At 57.9% G+C, this 24,860-nt stretch carries 28 protein-coding genes and 3 tRNA genes; 14 read left to right on the top strand and 17 right to left on the bottom strand.

The window, feature by feature from the left end; translation table 11 throughout:
* The first annotated feature begins 268 nt into the window (after positions 1-268).
* Positions 269-559 (top strand): hypothetical protein, encoded by a 291-nt coding sequence (locus tag D882_RS0113915; protein WP_027923815.1) that lies wholly within the window; start codon positions 269-271, stop codon positions 557-559.
* Between the two features lie 127 nt (positions 560-686).
* Here the strand turns inward: D882_RS0113915 and D882_RS0113910 are convergent, their stop codons facing one another.
* From D882_RS0113910 to D882_RS0113875, 8 genes are read right to left on the bottom strand one after another with little or no spacing between them, the layout of a single operon-like run.
* A complete protein-coding gene (locus D882_RS0113910) occupies positions 687-1,076 on the bottom strand; it encodes an antiterminator Q family protein (RefSeq protein ID WP_027923814.1) in 390 nt (129 codons plus the stop codon).
* A gap of 4 nt (positions 1,077-1,080) precedes the next feature.
* Positions 1,081-1,401 carry a hypothetical protein gene (locus tag D882_RS0113905; RefSeq protein WP_027923813.1) on the bottom strand — a complete coding sequence of 107 codons (321 nt, stop codon included), beginning with the start codon at positions 1,399-1,401 and terminating at the stop codon, positions 1,081-1,083.
* 4 nt (positions 1,402-1,405) lie between these two features.
* On the bottom strand, positions 1,406-2,701 hold the full coding sequence (locus D882_RS0113900; protein WP_027923812.1) for a site-specific integrase: 1,296 nt from the start codon (positions 2,699-2,701) through the stop codon (positions 1,406-1,408).
* The gene (locus D882_RS0113895) at positions 2,698-2,925 is read right to left on the bottom strand and encodes a hypothetical protein (protein ID WP_032833523.1); all 228 of its coding nucleotides are present in this window, start codon (positions 2,923-2,925) and stop codon (positions 2,698-2,700) included. Before D882_RS0113895 ends, D882_RS0113900 begins: the two co-directional genes overlap by 4 nt.
* On the bottom strand, positions 2,925-3,707 hold the full coding sequence (locus D882_RS0113890; protein ID WP_027923810.1) for an ATP-binding protein: 783 nt from the start codon (positions 3,705-3,707) through the stop codon (positions 2,925-2,927). The genes D882_RS0113895 and D882_RS0113890 overlap by 1 nt, the downstream gene beginning before the upstream one ends.
* Positions 3,688-4,542 (bottom strand): hypothetical protein, encoded by an 855-nt coding sequence (locus D882_RS1000000133180; RefSeq protein ID WP_256218400.1) that lies wholly within the window; start codon positions 4,540-4,542, stop codon positions 3,688-3,690. The genes D882_RS0113890 and D882_RS1000000133180 overlap by 20 nt, the downstream gene beginning before the upstream one ends.
* Before the next feature lies 1 nt (position 4,543).
* The gene (locus D882_RS0113880; RefSeq protein WP_027923809.1) at positions 4,544-5,038 is read right to left on the bottom strand and encodes a YmfL family putative regulatory protein; all 495 of its coding nucleotides are present in this window, start codon (positions 5,036-5,038) and stop codon (positions 4,544-4,546) included.
* A gap of 43 nt (positions 5,039-5,081) precedes the next feature.
* Positions 5,082-5,300 (bottom strand): Cro/CI family transcriptional regulator, encoded by a 219-nt coding sequence (locus D882_RS0113875; protein WP_027923808.1) that lies wholly within the window; start codon positions 5,298-5,300, stop codon positions 5,082-5,084.
* Positions 5,301-5,378: 78 nt separating this feature from the next.
* Here D882_RS0113875 and D882_RS0113870 point away from each other — a divergent pair, with 78 nt between their 5' ends.
* The 5 genes from D882_RS0113870 (at position 5,379) to D882_RS0113850 (ending at position 8,146) form a co-directional block, all read left to right on the top strand.
* Positions 5,379-6,161: an XRE family transcriptional regulator gene (locus D882_RS0113870; RefSeq protein WP_027923807.1), complete on the top strand. Its 783-nt coding sequence runs from the start codon at positions 5,379-5,381 to the stop codon at positions 6,159-6,161.
* Positions 6,162-6,323: 162 nt separating this feature from the next.
* Positions 6,324-6,572, top strand: coding sequence for a DUF1654 domain-containing protein (locus tag D882_RS0113865; protein WP_027923806.1), 249 nt, complete (start codon positions 6,324-6,326; stop codon positions 6,570-6,572).
* A gap of 731 nt (positions 6,573-7,303) precedes the next feature.
* Entirely contained in the window at positions 7,304-7,633 is a 330-nt protein-coding gene (locus tag D882_RS0113860) for a hypothetical protein (RefSeq protein ID WP_027923805.1), read from the top strand.
* A gap of 103 nt (positions 7,634-7,736) precedes the next feature.
* The gene (locus tag D882_RS1000000132680) at positions 7,737-7,880 is read left to right on the top strand and encodes a hypothetical protein (RefSeq protein ID WP_155953727.1); all 144 of its coding nucleotides are present in this window, start codon (positions 7,737-7,739) and stop codon (positions 7,878-7,880) included.
* Between the two features lie 20 nt (positions 7,881-7,900).
* The gene (locus tag D882_RS0113850) at positions 7,901-8,146 is read left to right on the top strand and encodes an AlpA family transcriptional regulator (protein ID WP_027923804.1); all 246 of its coding nucleotides are present in this window, start codon (positions 7,901-7,903) and stop codon (positions 8,144-8,146) included.
* Here D882_RS0113850 and D882_RS0113845 read toward each other — a convergent pair.
* The 9 genes from D882_RS0113845 to D882_RS0113805 form a co-directional block, all read right to left on the bottom strand.
* Complete coding sequence (locus tag D882_RS0113845) at positions 8,116-9,345, bottom strand: integrase arm-type DNA-binding domain-containing protein (RefSeq protein WP_027923803.1); 1,230 nt, start codon at positions 9,343-9,345, stop codon at positions 8,116-8,118. The genes D882_RS0113850 and D882_RS0113845 overlap by 31 nt on opposite strands.
* 164 nt (positions 9,346-9,509) lie before the next feature.
* Positions 9,510-9,596: transfer RNA gene (locus tag D882_RS0113840), tRNA-Leu, on the bottom strand.
* A gap of 195 nt (positions 9,597-9,791) precedes the next feature.
* Positions 9,792-9,865: transfer RNA gene (locus D882_RS0113835), tRNA-Cys, on the bottom strand.
* 45 nt (positions 9,866-9,910) lie between these two features.
* Positions 9,911-9,986, bottom strand: a tRNA-Gly gene (locus D882_RS0113830).
* 63 nt (positions 9,987-10,049) lie between these two features.
* A complete protein-coding gene (gene pgsA, locus D882_RS0113825; RefSeq protein ID WP_027923802.1) occupies positions 10,050-10,610 on the bottom strand; it encodes a CDP-diacylglycerol--glycerol-3-phosphate 3-phosphatidyltransferase in 561 nt (186 codons plus the stop codon).
* A gap of 32 nt (positions 10,611-10,642) precedes the next feature.
* On the bottom strand, positions 10,643-12,466 hold the full coding sequence (gene uvrC, locus D882_RS0113820) for an excinuclease ABC subunit UvrC (RefSeq protein WP_027923801.1): 1,824 nt from the start codon (positions 12,464-12,466) through the stop codon (positions 10,643-10,645).
* A gap of 2 nt (positions 12,467-12,468) precedes the next feature.
* Positions 12,469-13,110, bottom strand: coding sequence for a UvrY/SirA/GacA family response regulator transcription factor (gene uvrY, locus D882_RS0113815; RefSeq protein ID WP_008015884.1), 642 nt, complete (start codon positions 13,108-13,110; stop codon positions 12,469-12,471).
* Between the two features lie 127 nt (positions 13,111-13,237).
* On the bottom strand, positions 13,238-13,681 hold the full coding sequence (locus tag D882_RS0113810; protein ID WP_027923800.1) for an N-acetyltransferase: 444 nt from the start codon (positions 13,679-13,681) through the stop codon (positions 13,238-13,240).
* Entirely contained in the window at positions 13,682-14,440 is a 759-nt protein-coding gene (locus D882_RS0113805; RefSeq protein WP_027923799.1) for a carbon-nitrogen hydrolase family protein, read from the bottom strand.
* Positions 14,441-15,066: 626 nt separating this feature from the next.
* On the opposite strand from D882_RS0113805, the gene D882_RS0113800 reads away from it, so the two are divergent.
* From D882_RS0113800 to D882_RS0113765, 8 genes are all read left to right on the top strand, one after another.
* Positions 15,067-16,146 (top strand): 3-deoxy-7-phosphoheptulonate synthase, encoded by a 1,080-nt coding sequence (locus D882_RS0113800; RefSeq protein WP_027923798.1) that lies wholly within the window; start codon positions 15,067-15,069, stop codon positions 16,144-16,146.
* A gap of 306 nt (positions 16,147-16,452) precedes the next feature.
* Positions 16,453-17,334: a triacylglycerol lipase gene (locus D882_RS0113795; RefSeq protein ID WP_027923797.1), complete on the top strand. Its 882-nt coding sequence runs from the start codon at positions 16,453-16,455 to the stop codon at positions 17,332-17,334.
* Between the two features lie 82 nt (positions 17,335-17,416).
* Positions 17,417-17,698 (top strand): peptidylprolyl isomerase, encoded by a 282-nt coding sequence (locus D882_RS0113790; protein ID WP_027923796.1) that lies wholly within the window; start codon positions 17,417-17,419, stop codon positions 17,696-17,698.
* A gap of 136 nt (positions 17,699-17,834) precedes the next feature.
* Positions 17,835-19,703 (top strand): extracellular solute-binding protein, encoded by a 1,869-nt coding sequence (locus D882_RS0113785; RefSeq protein ID WP_027923795.1) that lies wholly within the window; start codon positions 17,835-17,837, stop codon positions 19,701-19,703.
* Positions 19,703-20,764 (top strand): microcin C ABC transporter permease YejB, encoded by a 1,062-nt coding sequence (locus tag D882_RS0113780; protein ID WP_027923794.1) that lies wholly within the window; start codon positions 19,703-19,705, stop codon positions 20,762-20,764. Before D882_RS0113785 ends, D882_RS0113780 begins: the two co-directional genes overlap by 1 nt.
* Complete coding sequence (locus D882_RS0113775; protein WP_027923793.1) at positions 20,764-21,786, top strand: ABC transporter permease; 1,023 nt, start codon at positions 20,764-20,766, stop codon at positions 21,784-21,786. The genes D882_RS0113780 and D882_RS0113775 overlap by 1 nt, the downstream gene beginning before the upstream one ends.
* A 14-nt stretch (positions 21,787-21,800) precedes the next feature.
* Entirely contained in the window at positions 21,801-23,375 is a 1,575-nt protein-coding gene (locus D882_RS0113770) for an ABC transporter ATP-binding protein (protein ID WP_027923792.1), read from the top strand.
* Between the two features lie 68 nt (positions 23,376-23,443).
* On the top strand, positions 23,444-24,859 hold the full coding sequence (locus D882_RS0113765) for a sigma-54-dependent Fis family transcriptional regulator (protein ID WP_027923791.1): 1,416 nt from the start codon (positions 23,444-23,446) through the stop codon (positions 24,857-24,859).
* Position 24,860 lies beyond the last annotated feature (1 nt).

The following is a 24,860-nucleotide window of genomic DNA, read 5'->3' as shown; positions in this document are numbered from 1 at the left end:
AGTCCTTCAGGTATTCAGCTGAGCCACTTACCTATGCTCCAGAATAACTGGACAGGTTTGCAAGTAAAAATACTAGTGGAATGTCCGCTTCTGGCCGATTTCCGCCCTGTGTCCTAGGCTGCAATCGGATGTCAATACATTCGGCAGGGCGACAGGGGTGGCCGGATTGGCAGGGAACACCTATGGCGTCTAAAAATCGTAATACTGACGCCTCGCCTCGCGCTACGCTCTATTCTTATACGGCCCAACTTGAACAGGAAGCGCCCATATGCTGCGCGTAAACGAATTATCCCCCATAGGCTCGCTCGACCCACTCTCTGTGGGTTTGCCGACGGAGTCGCTGCAAGGCGCTTGGGAGACGTCGCTGGAAAACATCATTCAGGCCCGCACGGAACTGGCCATTCTAGAGCACGTCTCAATCGCCCGGGGTTTTGCATGGGGTGTCTATGCGGGTGCGCTAGTTGACCATACGAGTTTCACTTCCATGGGCGCGAAAATCATCTTGGCTCACCAAGAGGCCTTAGATAAACCCAGGAACACCATCATCGAGAGCGGTTGACTGTAGTTCAGTAGAACCCATGCATGGTTGTGAATGAGAAGTGAATCATCCCGGATATTCTGGACCATCCGATGACAGCATTTGGCCGATGGCTGCCCTCCGCGGCAGGCAGCAATCAGCCAAAAGTTTAAGCAGCTTTCCGTATTTCATCGACAGCACAATCGATCCACGCGATACCTGCCCTCGCTAATTCCCGCGTCTTTCCTTCACTCATGCCGTAGTGCTTGCCAACTCGGAGCATGGGCCATTTAGCGCCGTAGTAAAGCCAAATAATATCGCCCATTTGTCGGTCACGATGTGAGAGCCGCGCAATCGCGCTATCAATAGCTCCAGCCCATTCATCTGTGATGCAATAGCTCTTACTAGCCGACACTTGCGGCACCGCCTGACGCATTAGCGCAAAAGTCGGTGAAATATACGTTGGGACTCCGGCCCCATCCATCCGCCACCAACCCCACTGCTCCACCAGGTATTCGGTATCGCCCAAAGGTCGACCTGCCGGTTTACGAATCATCATGCTTTCAATCCCCAGTGTAATTTGATCCGCCGGCACCGCGACGGTTGTTCTGCTGGTAGTACTCAGCCTGGCCGCATAACGTTGGACCCCGCTGCAGTACCTCAATTTCGCGTTGAGCCTGCTGCAATCTGAGGCTGAGCTGTGTCACCAATTCGTCTGTAGAAAGCATCAACCCACTCCCCGCCATGACCCAACCTGATCCGTTGCAATCGCAGCAAACCAGCTCATAGAAAACACCCTGCACCACCGCTTTTCCCTTGCAGGTAAAGCAGTGCTCCAGCTCAATCCGCGCCTTACGAAAACTATGGGCCTGGGCATTTTTCATGTTTTCAAACCTCGCCCTTAACAAATTGCGGAATGGACTCGCAGGCCACGCTGTTCAAGGCGTCTACGAGGTTTTGCGATTCTTCATATCTAACGCCTGTCTGTGCATGAATCTTTTTGAAGCCGCGGCTATCTAACCAGTGGTGCCACTTCACCAGCGCCAGCCGACGCTGCTCCTTGGCCTGGGTGTTGATGTAGGTGGAGGCGATCTTGCCGAGGGAGTGGTTCAGCAGCATTTCACCGATGTGACCATCAACGCCAAGGTCGGTCCACGCGGTACGCGCCACCTTGCGCAGGTCGTGACTGGTCCAGGCGCCCTGCCCTAATCGGGTGAACACTGCACTGGCCTGATTCTCGCTGAGCGCCTTCCCTCGGCGAGATGGAAATAGGAACGGCCCCTCATACCCTTGTGCGACTTGCCGTTCTCGGTAGCGGCGCAGCAGTGCGCAGGCTTGGTCAGTCAGCGGCACCCGCAACTCGGTCTTGCTCTTGGTATTTTCGGCTGGCAGGAACCACTCACGTTCAGGCAGTGCAATGTCGGCCCAGCGGGACTGGCGGGTTTCGCCGATACGGGTGCCGTGGCACAACATCATCAAGGCCAGCATCGCGTCCCCTGGCGCACTCTCGAAGCGTTTGGTGAGCAGGACCACCAGCTCGGGTAATTGGACGTCGCGCAGCCGCGCAGCCTTGGGCAGGATGCGCGCTGTCGTGAAGTTGCCGAACTTGAGCTCGGCCATCGGGTTGATAGGAATCAGGTCCAGCTTGCGGGCCTGCCGGAAGGCCATGGCCAGCAGGCGGTAGAGCTGCTGGACGTATGACAGCGACAGCTCTGCCTGAGCCGGCCACATCAGCAGTTTGTCCAGTGTCTGGGCGTTGACGTCACCAATGAGCAGATCATCCAGGCGTGGCTTGAGCTGGCAGTTGATGGCTGACTTGATGGCTGACCGGCGCTTGGCCGAAAGCGAACGGGAGCGCGACATGCGATCAGCAAACCAGTCGAGCAGCTCGCCGACAGTGACCCAACCCGAAACGCTGGCAGCGCCATCGGCTGCCACGCGCAAGCGCACCGCCGGCAACGCCGCGACCACCTGCTTGGTGGACAGGTCGGGAAAGGCGCCGATGCGGTGCCACTGCCGTTTGTTCAGCAGGTACCACGACCCGCGCGCACGATTCTTCGCGAAGCGAAAGTGCAACGCAGGGTGACTGGCATCACGCAAGTCGCGTACATGCAGCTTCTTCGCATTGCGTTCGATTTCGGCATCTGACAGTTTGACGGTCAGGGTTTTCACCAGCGCGTTCATGTTCGTGCACCGGGGGTATCGTCGAGGTCAACGACCTGGAAGGTGGTTGGCCACATCCAGACGCCATAGCGCTCGGCCATCGCCTGATTCGCGAACAGTGCCAACGCGTGGTCCGGTGTATCACTCAGGTCCAACTTGAAAGAGCAGCAGAACACGGCAAACCGATAGTTTGCCGGATCCGGAATAGCCAAGCGGCGATCGGGTGTTTCCAAGCTGATCCCCATCAGAAGCCCTCCTTACCGCGTTGAGATTCCCACTCGAATGCCACGCCAATGCACCCGTTTTCGCGGATGCGGTCGACACAGCGCGCGCCAATAGCGTCGTTCAGTTCTGCAGGAGAAAGGTTGCTGACGATGATCGTCGGGCGGCATTGCTCGTAACGACCATTAATGATGCTGAACAGCGTGGCCAGTTCGAACTCGCTCTGCTTGGTGGCGCCGACTTCATCGAGCACCAGCAGGTCCGCGCCAATCACCTCACGCAGGATGTGCGCCTCGGACTCGCCCGAGCGATCATTGAACGTCGCCCGGATATCGCCGATGAGTGAGCCCACCGTGCGGTAGATCGCCTTTACCATGCATTCGTTGATCAGGTGATTGGCCGAGGCGATAGCTAGGTGCGTCTTGCCGGTGCCAACCTTCCCCAGCAGCAACATGCAGCGACCTTCTCGGCGATGTTTCGAAAAGTTCTCGACATAATCGGTGCATGCATCCAGGGCAATCTGCTGGGCAGGGTGCGATACGACGAAATCGGCAAACGTCTTTTCCGCGAAACGTTTTGGAATCCGGGCGCTCGACTGTTGAACAATCCGAAACTGGGAGCGCTTGCGTTCGAGCTCTTGCATATCGCGTTGGTTACTCGCGCAGATCGGACAGCCTGACAGGCTGCCTCCCTTGAGGATGACCGCTGAGTAATCGCCATGATCGAAGCAGCTCGCTGGTTTACGGCCGATGACGCGGAATTTGCGGTCTATGTGAGCACTGAGATTAGAGACGGAAGGTGCCATTGGCGTTCTCCTTGGTGCCAGCCTTGTAATCGCGAGTGTCGAAGCCGGAGTGGCGACTGACTGGAAGTGAATGTGCGAGGCCGACCGGCTTGTCAGGGAAGATCCCTGTCCATCCGTTGCTGATCGAAAGGACCAGCACGGAATCAGGGTCTGGGTGTGCCGCCAAGGCCTTGGCTTGTTGTTCGCAGCTTTTGGCGGTAAGGGGTTTGTGGATTTCCTTGCGGTGCTGGCACCAGTCGGCCCACACCTCGACGCTGACGTTTTCCGGTTTGACCATCAGCGGATCAAACTTTGCCGATTTGCTTGGCGCATCAGCGCCCTGCTTCTCCTGATTACTGGTTACCTGATTGGTACCCTGATTACTGGTACCCTGATTTGTCGGAAATTTTTCCGACCCTTCTCGGATTTTTTTCCGACCCTGTTCGGAAATTTTTCCGACCTTGCTCGGAGATTTTTCCGAGGCAGATCGGATTTTTATCCGACCTTGGCTCACATCAGAGATCGGATATTTTTCCGATCCGTCCAGCTTGCGATTCCATTCTTTGGCCTTCTCGGTCAAACGAAACAAACTGATATTTGCCGTGTGGGATAGCTCAATCAGCCCGGCGATTTCGAGTCCTTTGAGAAGTCTGTACGCGGTATCAGGTTTGTCGGTGAGCAAGGGCAATTCCTCCACGATCTTTGCCTTGCTCAAGGCAAAGAAAATCCCGTGATCGGTCTTGATTGGCCTTGCCCAGCTAGGGCACTCGTAGACAAACGAAAACAACAACGCCTGCTGCGAGTTCAACCCCCACTCCAGCGCTTTGACCTGGTTGATCGTGATCGTGAACTGCATATCAATCCTTTCCGCCTAGCGGTCGGGCTGGACGCTTCGACTTGTGCAACTCGATCAGTGCGGTCACCTCCTCGTGCCTCGCAGCCAGGTGCTTGGCATGCAAGGCCAGAATCTCCGATGCTTCCACGGCAGTGATTTCGCCGTCCTCCAGCGCGAGGGCAAGAAACTGGTCAACCCGGCCGCGCTTCACAGAAGTACGCAAAGAGCGCTGGTGCATGTCTACGTTGTCGAGATCGCCGACTTCAGGCAGGCGGACAAATACACCGCCGTACATCGCGCAGATGTAGTCCGGTAAGCGTGTGGTGCCCTGCTCGCTTTCGAGGACGTAAACCTCCTCATCGCTAAGAGGAACAACACCGCCGCTCTCATAAACCTGATTCTTAAAACGCTTCAGTTCGAGACTGAGGCGAGCTGAAGCGCATACCTGGCCGCCTGGGTATTTCTTCGCGACCTCGATCACCACTGCGCGACGGGTTTCTAGTACTGGCGATTTCATTGTCTAGTTTTCTCTCGGCGCCATTGCGCTCAAAGTTGGCTCATTAGATGGGCAGCATCCGGCGACGCGTCCTTTTCGCGCTTTGAACCGGGAACGGTCTAAGCTCTTCCGCTGTGTAAGAGCCATCTGCGTGCTCCGTAACAAAAACCTCACGCCCTGCCTGCAGAGCTTTATTTATTGAACTTTGGGTCATGCCTAACAAATTTCCGGCCTTGGTCTGCCCCTTCTCGGTAGCAAATTGGCTGAGGGTGAGTTGACGCACTGTCCGGTCTCCGGTGGTGTATCTGAGCCGACAATATCTCCCATGGAGCTTTTTTAATCAACTCCATTGGAGATGGATATGTATCTCCACCGGGAATACTCTTCGGAAATGAAAAACGACAGACGACCATTACTTGAGTGGGAAAAGACGGAGTGCGCCGCATTAAAAGCGGAGCTGGCTGCCTACAATGCGCGTGCGCCAAAAGGCGAGAAGCTGACTCAAGAAGAGATCGCACTTTCCGTAGGCATGAGCCAAGGCACGCTAAGCAGTCACTTGAACGGTAGCCGTGCGCTCAACAAGGAAATGGCAGCTGAGATAGCTAAAATGCTCGGCATACCCGTAGAGAGATTCAGCCCACGGATTGCGAAAGAAATCTCCGAATTGGCGATTGCCGCCAATGCTGCGCCACAAGTCGAATCACTGCAGTCAAACGTCGAGCCTGGCCCGCCAATTACCAGTGCTCCTCGTCGAATCGATGTTGTCGGAACGGCACAACTCGGTCACGAAGGCTACTGGACCAGTCTTGACCAGGCTGCTGGCTGGGTTGAGACCTACTCTAGGGATGAAGACGCCTATGCACTCCGACTCAAGGGTGACTCAATGGCTCCGGCAATTCGTAGTGGTTGGATCGCCGTCTGCGAGCCCAATCACCGCCTAGTGCCAGGTGAGTATGTGATGGTCACCACCACTGATGGGCAGAGCATGGTTAAAGAACTGCTCTTCGAAAACGAAGAAGACGTCAGCCTCATGTCGATCAACTCGGCTTACGGTGAGAGGCTGACAGTAGCTCGGATTGATATCGATAAAATCCATTACGTAGGCGCAATCCTTGCCCCTAGCAAGGTGCTGGGCAGAATCTAAATTTGAGCCCTTCGACTTGTCATTACTCCCCCTAGGCACCTCCCTTCTGAAGCCCGCTAGTTGCGGGCTTTTCTCTGCTAAATAATTGTTTTTAATCGTTAATCTTTAGCGCTTACGCAGCAAGCCATTCACTGTATATCCATACGCAAAAGGAGCAGTGCGATGGCAACATCGAAAAACAAACCAACACCGCCAAACTCGTTTGACCTTCTCGGACTCCGCATCCAAAAAATCATCAGCTCCCCCGCTGCCCAAAAACGAAAGATGGCGGTCATTCGAAGAGGCGCGGATGAGTGCCAGGAGGACTGGAAACGGCTTCTTGACGACATAGCCGATACCGAGCACGTAATAGTGAGTCGAGAAGAAGATGGCGCCGCCCGCGTCTCTTGGAGCCTCCCGGCCAATATCTGATCGCCAAAAAAACTCGCGCAATGCGGGTTTTTTTATGTCTATCGGAATATTTATCTCCCCAGGAGTTGACTTAATTACCTCCCAGGGAGATATTTAAGTCGTCGCCACGAAGCAACCCGGCGATGCGGGATCTCCCGCCGCTCCTTAACAATCAGCGCAACAAACAATAGACCGCATTGCCTCTACCGGCGACCGGCGAGCAGACAGGCCCGAAAACCTGCTAACGACAGGATCAACCTTGACGCCTGATCGATGGTGAAACATCAGAACCGTGCGAATGACCCGGCAAGCAATGCACCCCGCCCCTCCGGCGGCAATAGGACGAACTGCATCACTGCACGTCAGCCTGACGATAACTGCCCGAGCACTTGGTACTCCCCAGCACCAGGCCGCATCGGTGAGCTCTGAAGCACAACGATTGTTGGATGGTCCATGCGCCATCGCTTCAGAACTCACCGATGCGGACGAAATCCCGGCTTATACCGGCCACCTGCATGCAATAAACCAGAGAAAGTCGAGCGCACGCCATGATGCGAACGGCGCGCATTGGAGGATAACCATTATGAAATAGACCATACCCCAAAGATCACTGCATCTGCGAAAGGCCCGAACGTCCAACGGGCCTTTCTTTTTCACGCCTATATCCGTCAGCACTCTCCCCTGCGCCTAACGGCAACCAGCAGGTACGCCGAATGCTGACGAATACATGCAATCCACACTGAGGAATAGCCATGAACCAAACGATCAGACAGAGCCAAGCAATCCTCCAAAGGTTGCGTCTCCAGACGTCCCTGGCCGCCACCGAAATGTACCAACGCATAGGTCGGGATGAACCCGTTCGCATACTGCAGTACACCGTTGTGCCACGCGGCGGCATCACAGTTGAAGTAATCGAGCGCTCCACTGGGACGACACAGGGTGAGTCGTTTGCTCATGACAATGTCAGCCAGTTTGCTGCCTGCCACAAGCCAGCAAAAACATTCGCTCGCACACTTCTGCGCTGGACCACCGGTTCGGCGCTCCTGTTGATCTTGTTCGCCTACTTCGGCGCAGGACATTGAAACGGCCCAACCAGCGCGTACATCAGCAGGTTCGTCTGCGCATTCGCCAGCCTCAATTTAAACTTCCCCCCAGCGGGCTGCTGGCCATCCCGGAGAAACAGTCGTGCCCATCACTACCCACACCGCAGAGTTCCTCGAAGAACTGAACGGCGGTGCATTCACCAAACAAATCGACCACGCCCTGTCCGAAGTCGCCGCCGGGGTGATCGCCCATGGCGAAGCCGAGTTCAACCACCTACTGCCGTAACGCGCGGCATGGAGCATCAAATGAATACCGCACGTAATGACGATCAGATCGAATTCATCCGCCTGCCAGAAGTCAAGAAACTGGTTAGCCTTGGCACCACCAAAATTTACACCATGGCCAAGAGAGGCCTGTTCCCGAAGCAGGTGCGGCTGGGCGGGCGGGCGGTCGCCTGGATCAAATCGGAAGTTCTGCAGTGGAGCAACGATCAGATTGCCGCAGCTCGAGGCCAGCGGGATCAGGCGCCCGCTTCGAGTGAGTCCAAGTAATCTGCCCAGTCCTGCATCATCCCCCGCCGTTGCTCCACGTACTCTGCGTGGTTGTAGGTCTTTCTGATTTTGCTTGAGCCCGCATGCGACAGCTGTGCCTCAATCCAATCCTCGTTGTACCCCATCTCGTTCAAGGCCGTGGAAATCGTGGCACGGATCCCGTGCCCAGTCAGTCTGCCCTCATATCCCATACGCCTTAATGCAACATTGACTGTGCCGTCGCTGATTGGTTTGCTCGGATCACTCCGGCCGGCAATCAGCAGTTTGTATCGGCCAGTCAATTGGTGCACTTTGCGCACTTCCTCGATCGCCTGCCGTGACAGTGGAACCAGATACGGCGGCACATTATCCCCACCCTTTGACCTAATCACCTTCTGAAGTTGTTTCACAGCTGATGCCGGGATCGTCCAGAGCGCGCTATCCAGATCGAACTGTGACCATGTCGCATATCGTAGCTCACCCGTACGCACGGCAGTCAGTAATAGAAGACGGATCGCGCTCTTTGTGTACTCGGTGACATCAGCTCCGCTCAGCGCGCTCAGAAACTCTTTCAATTCATGCTGTCTCAGCATTGGGTTGTGTTTTTCGGGTGGTTCTTTGGCCGCAACGATATCCAGGTCAGCAGCTGGATTGACTTCAAAATAGTCTGAGGCAATGCCAAAACGGAAGATCTCGTTCAACCAGGTCCGACATTTGCGGGCCACATTGAGCGCCCCGCGCTTTTCGATAACCCGCAAAGTCGCTAGTACATCAGCGCGCTTGACGTCAGCAACAGGAATTTTCCCTAGTGCTGGGACCAAATCTTTATCCAGATACAACTTGGCCTGCACAGCGGCGCCCTTTTTTGCCTTGGCCCACCGTGGCAGCTTGAAGGCGTACCACTCATTGGCTACGACTTCGAATGTTTTGACCGCGCTGGATACGGCGGCCCGTTTTTCCTCTTTTCGGGCGGCGCGTGGATCAGTGCCTTTGGCTACGAGCGCCCGAGCTTGATCGCGAAACTCACGGGCCTCTCTAAGGGTAATTTCGGGGTAAGTGCCCAGCGACATGCGCGGCTGTTTGCCGTGCCAGGAAAACCTGAAGTGCCACGACTTTGTTCCGTTGGGCGCAACGAACAGCGATAGGCCGCCAGTGTCAGCGAGGGTGAATTCTTTTTCGGCCGGTTTGGCCTGACGCACAGCGGTATCAGTGAGAGGCATTAGTACAGCACCAAGTCAGTCGAACTGAGGAAGTGCTAAACAATGTACTAAAAATTTGCGGCAGGGGGTGGAAGAGCGCGAAATCTCGCACAACAAAAAAGCCGCTCAAGGCGGCTATTTATAAGAGCTTCATGTGAGTTGGTGAAGCCCTGTGAAGCTAAAATTGGTGCCCGAAGCCGGAATCGAACCGGCACGCCCTTACGAGCGGGGGATTTTAAGTCCCATGCGTCTACCAGTTTCGCCATTCGGGCGGTAGCGCGGTGAAGCAGTCTGAAGACTGACAAATGACGACCTGGCAGTTCTGACGCTTGTGCAACAGAGGGGGAAATATATACACCCCGCCCCGGTGAAGCAAGTTCGCAGTTGACCTTTTCAAGACAAAATCTTGCAGGGCTGCGGAAATAAAAAAGCTCCGTAAATCATAGATCTACGGAGCTTGTTTATAGTGGAGGCCGAGGTCGGAATCGAACCGGCGTAGGTGGATTTGCAATCCACTGCATAACCATTTTGCTACTCGGCCTCAAACATTTGCTGTCAGTAGCACAACAACAAATGTGTTCAAACTTGGAGCGGGAAACGAGACTCGAACTCGCGACCCCGACCTTGGCAAGGTCGTGCTCTACCAACTGAGCTATTCCCGCGTCTTGGTGTGGCGCATTCTATAGAATCCAGAAGCCCCGTCAACCCCTTGATTCAAAAAAGTTTTATTTCTTTTCAACGTCGGTCTTCAGATGTGGCCAGGCAGCCCGCAAGTACTGGACCATGGACCACAATGTCAGGCCCGCCGACACCAGCAACAAGGCATAACCGATCAAGACCCAGAAGCTAAAGTCTGACGGATTGGCCAGCAGGATCACCAGCGCGAGCATTTGCGCGGCGGTTTTCCATTTGCCCAGGTTCGATACGGCGACGTGAGCACGGGCGCCGAGTTCGGCCATCCACTCGCGTAATGCCGAGACGACAATTTCGCGACCGATGATAACGGCGGCCGGCAGCGTGAGCCACAGGTTGCCGTGTTCTTGCACCAGCAAGACCAGTGCGACGGCGACCATCAGCTTGTCAGCCACGGGATCGAGGAACGCCCCGAACGGAGTGCTTTGCTCCAGGCGTCGGGCGAGATAACCATCCAGCCAGTCTGTGGCGGCAGCAAAGGCGAAGACCGAGGCGGAGGCCACGTAGCTCCATTGGTAAGGCAGGTAGAACAACAAAATGAAGATCGGGATGAGCAGGACGCGTAGAACGGTAATCAGATTAGGGATATTCATCGGCACAACTGGCTACGAGGTGAGTTGGCATTCTACTCGCTGTGCAGATTTGCATAAATCAACTCTGCGAGCTTTTTACTGATCCCGGGTGCTTTGGCGATCTCTTCGATGCTGGCACGAGACAGCTCCTGCAATCCACCAAAATGTTTCAATAAATCGCGACGACGTGTCGGTCCGACGCCGGCGACGCCCTCAAGCGTGGACGTGCGGCGGGTTTTGCCACGGCGAGCGCGGTGACCGGTAATGGCGAAACGGTGGGCTTCGTCGCGTATTTGCTGAATCAAATGCAGCGCGGGGGAATCGCCGCGCAAGGTGAATTCATGGGCCGCGTCGTTGAGGTACAAGGTTTCGAAACCGGCCTTGCGCGTTGCCCCTTTGGCCACACCCAACAGGATCAGGTCCGGCACCGCCAGTTCATTGAGCACATCACGGGCCATGGACAACTGACCTTTGCCGCCGTCCACCAACAGAATATCCGGCAGCTTGCCCTCACCTTCCTTCAGCTTGCTGAAGCGGCGGGTCAAGGCCTGATGCATCGCGGCGTAGTCATCTCCCGCCGTCACGCCTTCGATGTTGTAACGGCGATAATCGGATTTGATCGGGCCTTCCGGGCCAAACACCACGCAGGACGCCACGGTGGCTTCGCCGCTGGAATGGCTGATGTCGTAGCACTCCAGGCGCTGCGGTGGCTCGTCCAGGTTCAAGACTTCCGCCAGCGCGTCGAAACGTGCGGCGACGTGCTGACGGTTCGCCAGACGCGCGCTCAAGGCCTGCTCGGCGTTGGTGACCGCCAGTTGCTGCCAGCGCGCTCGCGTGCCGCGCACCCGATGACTGATGGTCAGCTCACGCCCACGCAGGGCATCGATGGCCTCGATCAGCGTCGGGAAGTCTTCATGCACCACGTTGACGATCAGCTCACTCGGCAAGTCGCGCTCGGGGCTGGTGATGAAGTATTGGCCGAGAAACGCGGCCATGACTTCGGAAACGTCTTCGTCGATACCGGTTTGCGGGAAAAAGTTCTTGCTGCCCAGCACCCGTCCGCCACGCACGCTGATCAAGTGAACGCAAGCACCGCCTGGATTGACGAAGGCGGCGATCACATCGATATCGCCGGTGCCGCCTTCCATGCTTTGCTGGTCCTGGACCCGACGCAGCAAGGAAATCTGGTCACGCAACTCGGCGGCACGCTCAAACTCGAGGTTGATCGCCGCCTCTTCCATGCCTGCTGACAACTCGTCCGTCAGCGCATTGCTGCGCCCCTCAAGGAACATTACCGAGTGACGAACGTCTTCGGCATAAACCTCAGGCTCGACCAAGCCCACGCACGGCGCCTTGCAACGTTTGATCTGGTATTGCAGGCATGGGCGCGTGCGGTTCTTGTAATAGCTGTCTTCGCACTGGCGAACAAAAAAGGTCTTTTGCAAAAGGCTCAGGCTTTCACGAATCGCTCCGGCGCTCGGGTACGGACCAAAATACTTGCCCTTGGCCTTCTTCGCACCGCGATGAATGCTCAAGCGCGGGAACTGGCCATCCGAGAGAAAGACGTAAGGGTAGGATTTGTCGTCGCGCAGCAGGATGTTGTACGGCGGGCGCCATTCCTTGATCAGCGTCTGCTCAAGCAACAGGGCTTCGGTTTCGTTGGCGGTGATGGTGGTCTCGACCTGAGCGATACGCGCCACCAGCGCGGCGGTCTTGGGTGCCAGACCGGATTTGCGGAAGTAACTCGACAGGCGATTCTTCAGGTTCTTGGCTTTGCCGACATACAACAGGCGCGCATCGCTGTCGAACATGCGGTACACACCGGGGCGCCCACTGACCGTCGACAGAAAAGCGCTTGGATCGAAGGTGTCAGTCATTGTCAGAGGCTGGCATCGACCATGCCGTGACGAACCGCCAACAGCGTCAGCTCGACATCACTGCTGATCGAAAGCTTCTCGAAAATGCGGTAACGGTAAGTGTTGACCGTTTTGGGTGACAGGCAAAGCTTGTCGGAAATGATCTGGACCTTCTGGCAGCCGACAATCATCAACGCGATCTGGATCTCGCGCTCGGACAAGGCATCGAAGGGCGAGTCGTTGGTGGGCTGAAAGGATTTGATCGCCAGTTGCTGGGCAATCTGCGGGCTGATGTAGCGTTGACCGGCAAATACCAGGCGAATCGCCTGGACCATTTCCGGCAGCCCTGCGCCCTTGGTCAGGTATCCGGCGGCACCCGCCTGCAGCAACCGCGTCGGAAACGGATCTTCCTCACAGACAGTGACCGCGACGACTTTGATATCCGGGTGACTGCGCAACAGTTTGCGCGTGGCTTCAAGACCGCCGATACCCGGCATCTTGACGTCCATCAACACCACATCGGGTTTCAACTCACGCGCTTTGAGCAGGGATTCTTCCCCTGATTCAGCCTGGCCGACTACTTGCAGGCCATCGATGTCAGCCAGCATTCGTGTAATGCCTGTACGAACGAGATCATGGTCATCGACTACTAGCACCCTAATCAAGCAGACACCTCGCGAATTGGTCTTATTGGGTTGCCGGACACCTTAGCAAAAAGCAACTGGCAGACCTAGCAGCAAGCATCATATAAAAAGTATCAATACATCTTGAAAGGCTTGTCGCCAGCGCGTTTCAGCGATGAAGCCTGTCGATATCACGCTGCATTCTCAGGAAACACTCGTCCTGACCGACCACCTTCAGCCCTTTTCGTTCGTAAAGTTTTTTTGCCGGATTATTTTCAAAAACGGTCAGGCGCAATGCCGGACGTCGTTCCTTGCACGCGAGCGCGAAGACCTCGTCGATCACCCAACCACCCGCGCCCTGCCCCTGAAACGCTTCGAGCACGTGCAGTTCGCGAATGTACAAGGCGTTTGCATCGCGACTCAGGCTGACAAAACCCAGCACTGACTCATCGCGCACAATCATGCGGTTCTCGCGCCCCGCCCAGGCGACATCAAACGCCTCATCCAGCCAAAGCAGATCGTGCTGGATGTAATAGCGCAGCATGTTGTCGCAGGTCAGTTTCCGGGCGAAGTCGAGGTCGGCGGGTGACGCCAGACGCCATTCGAAACCCATTCAAGCCTCCGTAACGTCAATAACAGTGCCGTTCCAGCCACCCGCCTCGCGGCGCGCCACCACCATTAGATTCCCCGTACCCGGTGCCGCAGCAATCAGCGAACCGTCCGACGCCCAGAGGGCACTGCGTCCTGCAGACTCCCAGCCTCCGGTCGCACCGCCGTGGTTGGCCATCAGCACCGTCATTGAATGTGTGCCGGCGTACCCTTGCAGGAGCGCCGTGTCCGGGGCATAGCCGTTTTCCGTGATCAGCACACCGGCAGCATAGAGGTCGGCGCCCTGCTCCGCGGCCGCGGCAGCATGACTGGCGTGAGAAAAATCAGCACACACCGCCAGCGCGACGGTATCGCCACCGATGGTCAACATCGAGCCACCTGTGCCCGGCGCAAACGCCACTTCCTCGCCGGGGTGCAGATGCTGTTTGCTGTAGACCCCGAGTGAACCATCGGCGCCCAACACCAGCGCACCAATCAATACCGGCGAATCGTCCGACAGCCGAATCGGCATGCCGACCACACTGGTGACGCCGACTTCCCGGGCGAAATCCCGCAACGGACGCAACACCTCGGCATCCGGTGCGATGGCCAATTCAGCTGCCAAGCCTCGCTCATAGCCGGTCAACGACAATTCAGGAAAGACCAGCAACTGAACGCCCTGCTCCGCAGCAACCTGCATGAAACGCTGATGCCGGGCAATGTTGGCGGCAAGATCACCAGCGACCGAGATCGATTGAGCCGCGGCAATAGTCAATGGCGTCATGTTTCGTCCTTGTGACGTTGGTGGATGAGCAAAACACAAAGTGTGTCATAAAGCAGCGCGCACTCAAGCGATAGAAAATGCCGTCGGCGATTGATAGCATTTTCTGATTGAAACCGCGCACCGGCCTCTAGTAAGCTCGGCGCATCCATCGGAGACAGACCATGTTCAACGCCCTCTCACAGCTTCCAACTGCCAACGCTCAGCGTTCGGTGGCGGCTGCGCGAGTGAATGACGTCTGTGCTTCGGTCAGCTTTTATTTTGGGTATTGGTTTAGCCACTGGCGCGCCTGATACCCACACGGCGCCCACTTTAAACGGGTCGCCGCCAGAGTTTTCCAAACCCCCGGTCGGCCTCCCGACCGGGGGTTTTGTTTTTTCAGCCCCGAACACTTTTACGACACACCAGACACTTTGAGGATTCACGACATGAACTACGCCACTTATTACCGTTACGACAGTTTTACCGCCTGGCGATTTACCAGCCTCCGCTCGGGACAGCCTGCCGCCTCCGATCGGTCACCCACAGGTGGCAAGCACACACACGCAGCCAATCCGGCCAATTGTCGAACACCCCAGTAGGGCCGAGCGCGCGGGAACGAACCCGCCGCCAGCCCAGGAAGCCATGCCATGAACTCGTCCGTCTCTGCTTTGCCGCTGTCCACGTTGAATCCTGCCAATGAAGCGCTGACCCTGCGTCTGCCCAGCTCATTGCAACTCAAGCAGCAACTGCCCCTCAGCAACGCCCTGACCCGCCAAGTCGCCACTCACCGCGACGCGGTCCGTGCAATCCTCAACGGTGAAGACGCCCGTTTGCTGGTGATCGTCGGACCTTGCTCGATTCACGACCCGCAATCCGCCCTCGAATACGCCGCCAACCTTGCCCGACTGGCCACTGACGTCAGCGATGAAATGCTGCTGGTCATGCGCGCCTACGTCGAAAAACCGCGCACCACGGTCGGCTGGAAAGGCCTGGCCTACGATCCGCACCTGGACGGCAGTGATGACATGGCTGGCGGCTTGACGTTGTCGCGCGAGCTGATGCGCGAAATGCTCCGTCTCGGCTTGCCGATTGCCACCGAACTGCTGCAACCCATGGCCGCGGGCTACTTTGACGACCTGCTGAGCTGGGTGGCGATTGGTGCCCGGACCACCGAATCACAGATCCACCGGGAAATGGCCAGCGGCCTGAGCATGCCGGTCGGGTTCAAGAACGGCACCGATGGCGGCGTGACCGTGGCCAGCGACGCCATGCGCTCGGCCGCTCATCCGCATCGACATTTCGGCGTCGACAGCCAGGGGCATCCGGCAATCATCCAGACACCGGGCAATCCCGACACGCACCTGGTGTTGCGCGGCGGGCATCAGGGGCCGAACTACGACCGCGACAGCGTCGGCCAGGTGAACCGCGATTTGACCCGACTGAAGATCCCTGCGCGGATCATGGTCGACTGCAGCCACGCCAACAGCGGCAAAGACCCGGCGCGGCAGCCAGCGGTGTTCAATGACGTACTGGAACAGCGCCTGCAAGGTGACCGTTCGCTGATCGGCATGATGATCGAGAGCCATCTGTTCGAAGGTTGCCAGCCCTTGAGTCCAACGTTGCGCTACGGCGTCTCGGTGACCGATGGCTGTCTTGGCTGGAACGGGACGGAGGAATTGTTGCGCAACGCCGCTGACCGGCTTCGAGCGCAGCACGGGCATCAATAAACGGCTAGCGCAATTTCTGTAGCAGTTGGCGCAGCCTGCTGCTACAGGTTGCGTTGTGGTTGAAACACGACATCACTGACAGGTAAAGCCGTTTCCTGAGTAGGCCATCGCAGGCAAACGCGCTGTTACAGATCAAAAGATGTCGAAACAATCGGAACAAGACCTCAACCACTTTCGAACTTTCCTACACTTTCTATACCTTTTTCATCAGCTTACAGCGGATTCCTCATACACCGCCCAAGCGCTGGGGTGCTTTAGAGTGAGCCCATCTGCACTCCTCTGAACGATCGCGAAAAAGGAATCAACATGCTACGGAACGCAACCACCCAGTACCCTATCCTGCTGATCCACGGGCTCTTCGGCTTCGACCGTATCGGCACGACCGAATTCTTCCAGGACGTCAAGCAGTCCTTGCGAAGTGCGGGGGCCAGGGTGTTCATCCCACACCTGTCGGCTACCCACAGCAACGAAGTACGTGGCGACCAGCTATTGGCACAGATCGAACGGGTGCTGGAAGGAACCGGCGCCAGCAAGGTCAACCTGATCGGTCATAGCCAAGGAGCATTGGCGGCACGCTATGCGGCGGCGATAGCACCCCATGCGGTGGCGTCGGTGACATCAGTCAGTGGCCCGAACCACGGCTCGGAACTGGCCGACTTCTTGCGCAAGGCGCTGACGCCCGGCCGTCTTCCAGAACATGTCGCGGCGACGGTGGCGACGCTGTTCGCTGATTTTGTGTCGTTACTCAGCGGCAACCTGCACTTGCCACAAAACGCAGTCGCGGCTCTCAATGCGCTGACCACCGAAGGCGTAGGGGCTTTCAACGACAAATACCCCCAAGGGTTACCGAAGACCTGGGGCGGCAAGGGCCGAGATGTGGTGAACGGCGTGCGTTATTACTCCTGGAGCGGCACGTTACAGGGAACCCTTCTCGACGAGGGCTTGAAAGCGCTCGATCCACTGCACGGCTTCCTCCGTGCCTTCTCCCACTACTTCACCACGGAAGCGGAGCAGAATGACGGTTTGGTCGGCCGCTACAGCTCCCACCTGGGAAAAGTAATCCGCTCCGACTATCCGCTGGATCACCTGAGCAGCCTCGGTCATACCGGCGGCTTGCATCGCAAAGCCATCGATCCCGTGGCGTTGTATGTCCAGCATGCCGAGCGCCTGAGAAACGCGGGCCTATAATCTGTCCGCAACTTTGACGAGAAATAGGCCACTGAATCCGGTAGGCTCCGCACTTTACTGAATATTGAAAGGAGAATTTCCCATGGCTAAAGCCACTGCCCGTCACATCCTGGTTGCCTCGGAAGCCAAGTGCAACGAACTCAAGGCCCAGATCGAAGGCGGCGCTGATTTCGCCGAAATCGCCAAAGCCAACTCCACCTGCCCGTCCAGCCGTCAAGGCGGCGACCTGGGTTCGTTCGGTCCTGGCCAGATGGTCAAGGAATTCGACACCGTGGTGTTCAGCGCTCCAATCAACGTTGTACAAGGCCCAGTGAAAACCCAGTTCGGTTATCACTTGCTGGAAGTGACCAGTCGTCAGGACTGATCGATCCGCCAGGCTTTACCCATAACGGCCCGCCTTTTGGTGGGCCGTTGTGTTTCGGATACGTTTTTAGACTGGCGAGGGACGCGCCGCTAGCGTACAAATTGTGCTTTTCGATCCTCCGGCTCTAAGGCTGACAATGCGACTGGCTTTCCCCACTTTATTGTTCACTGCCGTGGAGCTGCTATTGGGCGCCGCCGGTGTGAATGCCGCACCGCAACATGCGTTGACCGTGTACGGCGAACCCGCGAAATATCCCGCCGGCTTCAGTCACTTTGCCTACACCAACCCGCAGGCCCCCAAGGGTGGCACGATGCGTCGCTCGGCGATTGAAATTGGCCACTTCGACCATATCCTGCCGTACATCGACAAGGGCATTGGCGTCACGCAAATCGACGGATTGCTTTACTCGCCGCTGGCCCAGCGTTCGCTGGATGAGCCCTACACCGTGTACGGCCTCATCGCACAAAAAATGGAGCGCCCTGACGACGGTCTGTTCCTGAGGTTCTATCTCAACCCCAAGGCACGCTTTGCCGACGGCACGCCAATCACGGCCGAAGACGTGCGCTACTCATACAACCTGCTAATGACTCAGGGCAGCCTGCGCTATCGCACCCAGTTCGCGGACGTCAAAGGCGTGGAAGTTGAATCACCTCTGACCGTTCGGTTCGACTTCAAGAGCAACGAAAACCGCACCCTGCCCCTCGACATCGCAACGCTGCCGGTATTTCCCGAGCATTGGTGGAAGACCCGCGACTTCGCCAACGGCGGCGGGTACGAGGCGCCTTTGGGCAGCGGTCCTTACAAGGTGGGCAAAGTCGACTCCGGTCGCAGCATCACCTTCGAGCGCGACGCCAACTGGTGGGGCAAGGATCTGCCGGTCAGCCGCGGCCTCTACAACTTCGATCATTTCAGCATCGAGTACTTCGGCGACACCGACGTTGCCCGCCAGGTGCTACGTGGTGGCGCTTATGACTACAACCGCGAATTCTCCGCCACCGGCTATTCCATCGGTTACGAGAGCCCGGCCCTGAGCGACGGCCGCCTGCAAAAGGCGCATTTGGCCCAAGACGCACCGCAACCGGCCCAAGGATTTGTCTTCAACTTGCAGAACCCGATGTTCCAGGATCGCCGGGTGCGCCAGGCCCTGGCCATGCTCTGGGATTTCGAATGGAGCAACCGGCAGATGATGCGTGACATGTACATCCGCCAGCAAAGCTACTTTTCCAATACCGACCTGGCGGCGCGGCACCTGCCCGATGCGGCGGAACTAGCCATTCTTGAACCGTTGCGCGGACAGATCCCCGACGAGGTGTTCACCCAGGTCTTCGAAGCACCGAAAACCGATGGTAGCGGTGTGATCCGCGACAAGCAGCTGCAAGCACTGGACCTGCTCGAACAGGCCGGCTGGAAACCCGATGGCGATCAACTGGTCAACGCCGAGGGCGAGCCGCTGAGCTTTACTTTCCTGGTCAGCCAGAACGGCATGGACCGACTGCTGCTGCCTTATAAGCGCACCCTGAAACAGATCGGCATCGACCTGAACATCCGCCGCATCGATTCGTCCCAGTATGTGAATCGCCTGATGAGCCGCGACTACGACATGATCGTGACCGGCTACCCGGTCACCACCTCCCCCGGTGGCGAGCTGTTCAATTACTTCGGCTCGATCTCGGCCAACGACCCCGGCGCCAATAACTACATGGTGCTGAAGAATCCGGCGGTCGACACCCTGATCACCGGCGTGGTCCGCGCCACCACACAGCCCGAGATGCTGCGCTACGCCCACGCGCTCGACCGGGTGCTGCAATGGAACTACTACTGGATTCCCAACTATTACCCACCGGGCACTTCGACGGTCTGGTGGAACCGCTTCGGTCGGCCCAACGAGCAGGCCAGCAATGACGAAGCCATTGAGAGTTGGTGGGAAATAAGCACCACCCCGCTGACCAACCAGCAAATGACCGCCGAGCAAATCAGCCGTGGCAGACCCGGAGGACCACACTGATGTGGGCTTACATACTGCGGCGCTTGCTGCTGATTATCCCGACGCTGGTGATCATTCTGTTGGTCAACTTCGTCATCGTTCAGGCGGCACCCGGCGGTCCGGTGGAACAGGCGATTGCGCACCTGCAAGGCATCGGCGGTGCGACGGTCGGTGGCGGTTCCGGCGAAACCATGCACGGCACCTCGCGCGCCAGCCGAGGCCTGGACCCGCAACTGATCAAGGACATCGAAAAACAATACGGCTTCGACAAACCCGCCCATGAACGCCTGTGGCTGATGCTCACCAGTTACGCCCGGCTCGACTTCGGCAAGAGCTTCTTCCGTGGCGCCACGGTCACCGACCTGATCCTCGAAAAAATGCCGGTGACCATTTCCCTCGGGCTGTGGGCGACGTTGATCACCTACCTGGTGTCGATCCCCCTGGGTATCCGCAAAGCCGTGCACCACGGCAGCCATTTCGATATCTGGAGCAGCACTGCGATCATCATCGGCTACGCCATGCCGGCGTTCCTGTTCGCGATGTTCCTGATCGTGGTCTTTGCGGGCGGCACCTCGTTGAACTGGTTCCCGGTGCGCGGGCTGGTCTCGGACAACTTTGATTCGCTGTCCACCGTGGGCAAAATCGCTGACTACTTCTGGCACCTGGTGCTCCCGGTGACGTCGCTGGTGATTGGCGGTTTCGCCACCCTGACCATCCTCACCAAAAACTCGTTCCTCAATGAAATCACCCGCCAATACGTGGTCACCGCCCGTGCCAAAGGCATGAGCGAACGCCGGGTGCTGTATGGGCACGTGTTCCGCAATGCGATGCTGTTGGTGGTATCGGGGATTCCGCAGGCGTTCATCAGCGTATTTTTCGCCGGCTCCTTGCTGATCGAAGTGATTTTCTCCCTCGATGGCCTCGGCCGCATGAGCTATGAAGCCGCCGTCTCGCGCGACTATCCGGTGGTGTTCGGTTCGCTGTTTATCTTCACGCTGTTCGGCCTGCTGATAAAACTCGTCGGCGACCTCTGCTACACCCTGGTCGACCCGCGCATCGACTTCGCCGCGAGGAATGCCTGATGTTCAAGCTCTCGCCGTTGGGCCGCCGCCGCTTTGAACGTTTCAAGAAAAATCGCCGGGGCTGGTGGTCGCTGTGGTTGTTCATCGGCCTGTTTGCGCTGACCCTGGGTGGCGAGTTGATCGCCAACGACAAACCGCTGGTGGTCAGCTATCAGGGCCAATGGTATTTCCCGGTGTTCAAGCGTCACACCGAGCAGGCGTTCGGCGGGCAACTGCCGTTCCAGGCGGATTACCGCAGCGACTATGTACAGAAGCTGATCAAAAAGGACGGCGGCTGGATGCTGTTCCCGCCCATCCCGTTCAGTGACGACACGCCCAACTATGACCTCAACAAACCTGCACCCAGCCCGCCCTCCAGTGTGAACTGGCTGGGCACCGACGATCAGTCTCGGGATGTATTAGCCCGAGTGATATTTGGTGCGCGGGTATCGATCCTGTTTGCGTTGATGCTGACTTTTGTCAGCGCCCTGATCGGCATTGCCGCTGGCGCTCTTCAAGGCTATTACGGCGGCTGGGTCGACCTGATCGGCCAGCGCTTGCTGGAGGTCTGGTCCGGGCTGCCGGTGCTGTACCTGCTGATCATTCTATCCGGGTTCGTCGAACCGAATTTCTGGTGGTTGCTGGGGATGATGGCGCTGTTTACCTGGCTGGCGCTGGTCGACGTGGTGCGCGCCGAGTTCCTGCGCGGGCGCAACCTGGAATACGTCAAAGCAGCCCGGGCGCTGGGCCTGTCGGATCGCAAAGTGATCGTGCGGCACATCCTGCCCAACGCGATGAACGCGACCCTGAGTTACCTGCCGTTCATTCTGACCGGGGCGATTACCACCCTGACGGCACTCGACTTCCTGGGTTTCGGCATGCCGGCCGGCAGCGCATCGCTCGGCGAACTGATCGGTCAGGGCAAGCAGAACCTGCAAGCGCCATGGCTCGGGCTGACGGCATTTTTCACCCTGGCGCTGATCCTTTCTTTACTGGTGTTTATCGGCGAGGCATTACGTGATGCTTTCGATCCGAGATCCTGACACGGACGGTTGATATGAGTACCCCCCTGATCGAAATCCGTGACCTCAGCGTCGCCTTCAGCGGCGAAACCGTGGTACGCAACCTGTGCCTGGACATCCGCCCCGGCGAATGCCTGGCGCTGGTCGGCGAGTCGGGCTCCGGCAAATCGGTGACGGCGCATTCGATCCTGCAGTTGCTGCCCGAAACCGGCACCGAATCCACTGGCAGCATCCGTTATCGAGGCAAACAACTGCTCGGCGCCCCGGCCAATGTGTTGCGTGAATTGCGCGGCAACCGGATCGCGATGATTTTTCAGGAGCCGATGACCTCGCTCAATCCGCTGCACAGCATCGAAAAGCAGATCGGCGAAACCCTGCTGCTGCACAAAGGCCTGACCGGCAAATCGGCGCAAGCGCGAATTCTTGAGTTGTTACACCTGGTCGGCATTCAGAAGCCCAAGGAACGGCTCAAGGCTTATCCCCATCAACTCTCGGGCGGACAGCGTCAGCGGGTGATGATCGCAATGGCCCTGGCCTGCGAGCCTGAGTTGCTGATCGCTGATGAACCGACCACAGCGCTGGACGTCACGGTGCAGCGCAAGATTCTGATCCTGCTCAAATCCCTGCAACAACGACTCGGCATGTCGCTGCTGCTGATCAGCCATGACCTCAACCTGGTGCGCAGCATTGCCCAGCGCGTGTGCGTGATGAAGGCCGGGGAAATCGTCGAGCAGGCCACTTGTGAAACGATCTTTACCGAACCGAAGCACCCTTATAGTCGCTTGCTGTTGAACGCCGAGCCGGAGGGCGAAGCCCTGCCCCGCGACGAGCGCGAGAACGTGCTGGAAGTGGACAATCTGCGCGTGCAGTTCGCCCTCAGTGGCGGGTTGTTTCAGCGCAAGACCTACCTCAATGCGGTGGACGGCATCAGCCTCAACATTCAGCGCGGCAAGACACTGGGCATCGTCGGCGAATCCGGCTCGGGCAAGTCAACGCTCGGCCAGGCGATCCTGCGTTTGCTCGACTCCCAAGGCAGCATTCGTTTTCAGGGCGCTGCGCTGGATGGCCTGACGCAAAAGCAGTTGCGGCCGTGGCGCAAGAAAATGCAGGTGGTGTTCCAGGACCCTTATGGCAGCCTCAGCCCGCGCATGTCGGTGGCACAGATCATCAGCGAGGGCCTTGAGGTACACAGCCAGTTGACCGATGAACAGTGCAAGGCCGAAGTGATTCGGGCGCTGGAGGAAGTCGGCCTCGACCCGCAAAGCCGTCATCGCTACCCGCACGAATTTTCCGGCGGCCAACGTCAACGTATCGCCATTGCCCGGGCGCTGGTGCTGAAACCGGCACTGATTCTGCTGGACGAGCCGACCTCGGCACTGGACCGTACCGTACAAAAGCAAGTGGTCGCCCTGCTGCGCCAGCTTCAGGAAAAACACGGCCTGACGTATTTGTTTATCAGCCATGACCTGGCGGTGGTGCGCGCCCTGGCCCACGACATGATCGTGATCAAGGACGGCAAAGTGGTGGAAAGCGGTGCCAGCCATGAGGTATTTGAATCGCCGCAGCATCCGTACACCAAAGAGCTGTTGGCGGCGGCGCATCCGCGGTAGTCGCAAGACCGAGTCGCGGCCATCGCGAGCAGGCCCGCACTGGCACTAAACATTTTGGATAAGAGCCCATGAACACCACCGAAAGCCTCAAGGACTACCAGCGTGTGCGCCTGCTGGCGATCCGCTCGCTGTTCGAGATCATCGAGCAGTCCAGCGAAGGCACGGTGATTGTCGACCGCGATGCCAACATCGTCTGGATGAACGAGCGCTATGCCCGGCGTTTCGGCCTGGAGTCGGCGGAAGTGGCAATCGGCAAGGCCTGCGAAAGCGTGATCCCCGGCAGCCTGCTGCGCGAAGTGGTGCGCACCGGACGCCCGATTTTGCTCGACATGCAAGACACCCCCAAAGAACCGCTGGTAGTGATGCGCCTGCCCATTCATGACGATGCGGGCGTGGTGATCGGCGCGATTGGTTTTGCGCTGTTCGACGAATTGCGCAGCCTGTCGCCCATGCTCAAGCGCTACATGAGCATGCAGGAAGAACTGGCGTCGACCCGCTCGCTACTGCGGGCGCGGCAGACCAAGTACAACTTCGCCCATTTCATCGGCACCAGTGCGGCCAGCCTGGAAGTCAAACGTCGCGCCCGACGCAGTGCCAGCGCCGAGTCACCCGTGTTGTTGCTCGGTGAAACCGGCACCGGCAAGGAGCTGCTGGCCCAGGCGATCCACAGCGCCTCACCGCGCGCGCACAAAGCGTTTGTCAGCATCAACAGCGCGGCAATTCCCGAATCGTTGCTGGAAGCGGAATTCTTCGGCACCGCCCCAGGCGCGTTTACCGGCGCCGACCGCAAGGGCCGCGCCGGCAAGTTGCAGATCGCCCAGGGCGGCACCTTGTTCCTGGATGAAATCGGCGACATGCCGCTGCCACTGCAAAGCAAACTGCTGCGGGTTTTGCAGGAGAAGGAATTCGAGCCGGTCGGCTCCAATGAAGTGATCCACAGCGATGTGCGGGTGATCGCAGCCACTTCGACCGATCTCGAAGCCGCCATCAAACGTGGCGAGTTTCGGGCGGATTTGTATTACCGCCTGAACGTGCTGCCCATCCACGTGCCACCACTGCGGGATCGCCTCGACGACCTGCCGGCACTCAGCGAAGCGATTCTTGAGGAGTTGCGCAGTCAGCATGAACTGAACCGCGAGGCGCTGGAGCTGCTGGGGCAGCACGCGTGGCCGGGGAATATTCGTGAACTGCGTAACGTCCTGGAGCGGGCGGCGTTGCTCAGTGATGATCTGCTGCTGGATGCCGCACAGATTCGTGCAGCGATTGGCACCTTCACGCCAGTCGAGCGCTCGACACCGCAGATGATTGAGGCAGCTGAGCATGAGACGTTTAGCCAGGCTCGAGAGCGGTTTGACCGGCAGTTGATTGAGTCCGCCCTTGTGCAATGCGGGGGTAAGGTGATTGAAGCAGCGGCGCGGCTGGGGTTGGGGCGGTCGACGCTGTACAAGAAGATGGTGGCATTGGGGATTGCAGAGTCTCAATAAA

The organism is Pseudomonas sp. URMO17WK12:I12 (assembly GCF_000514395.1).
GTDB lineage: Bacteria > Pseudomonadota > Gammaproteobacteria > Pseudomonadales > Pseudomonadaceae > Aquipseudomonas > Aquipseudomonas mucoides.
The sequence above is the reverse complement of the archived record's forward strand: the minus strand, read 5'-3'. Positions and strand labels throughout refer to the sequence as shown.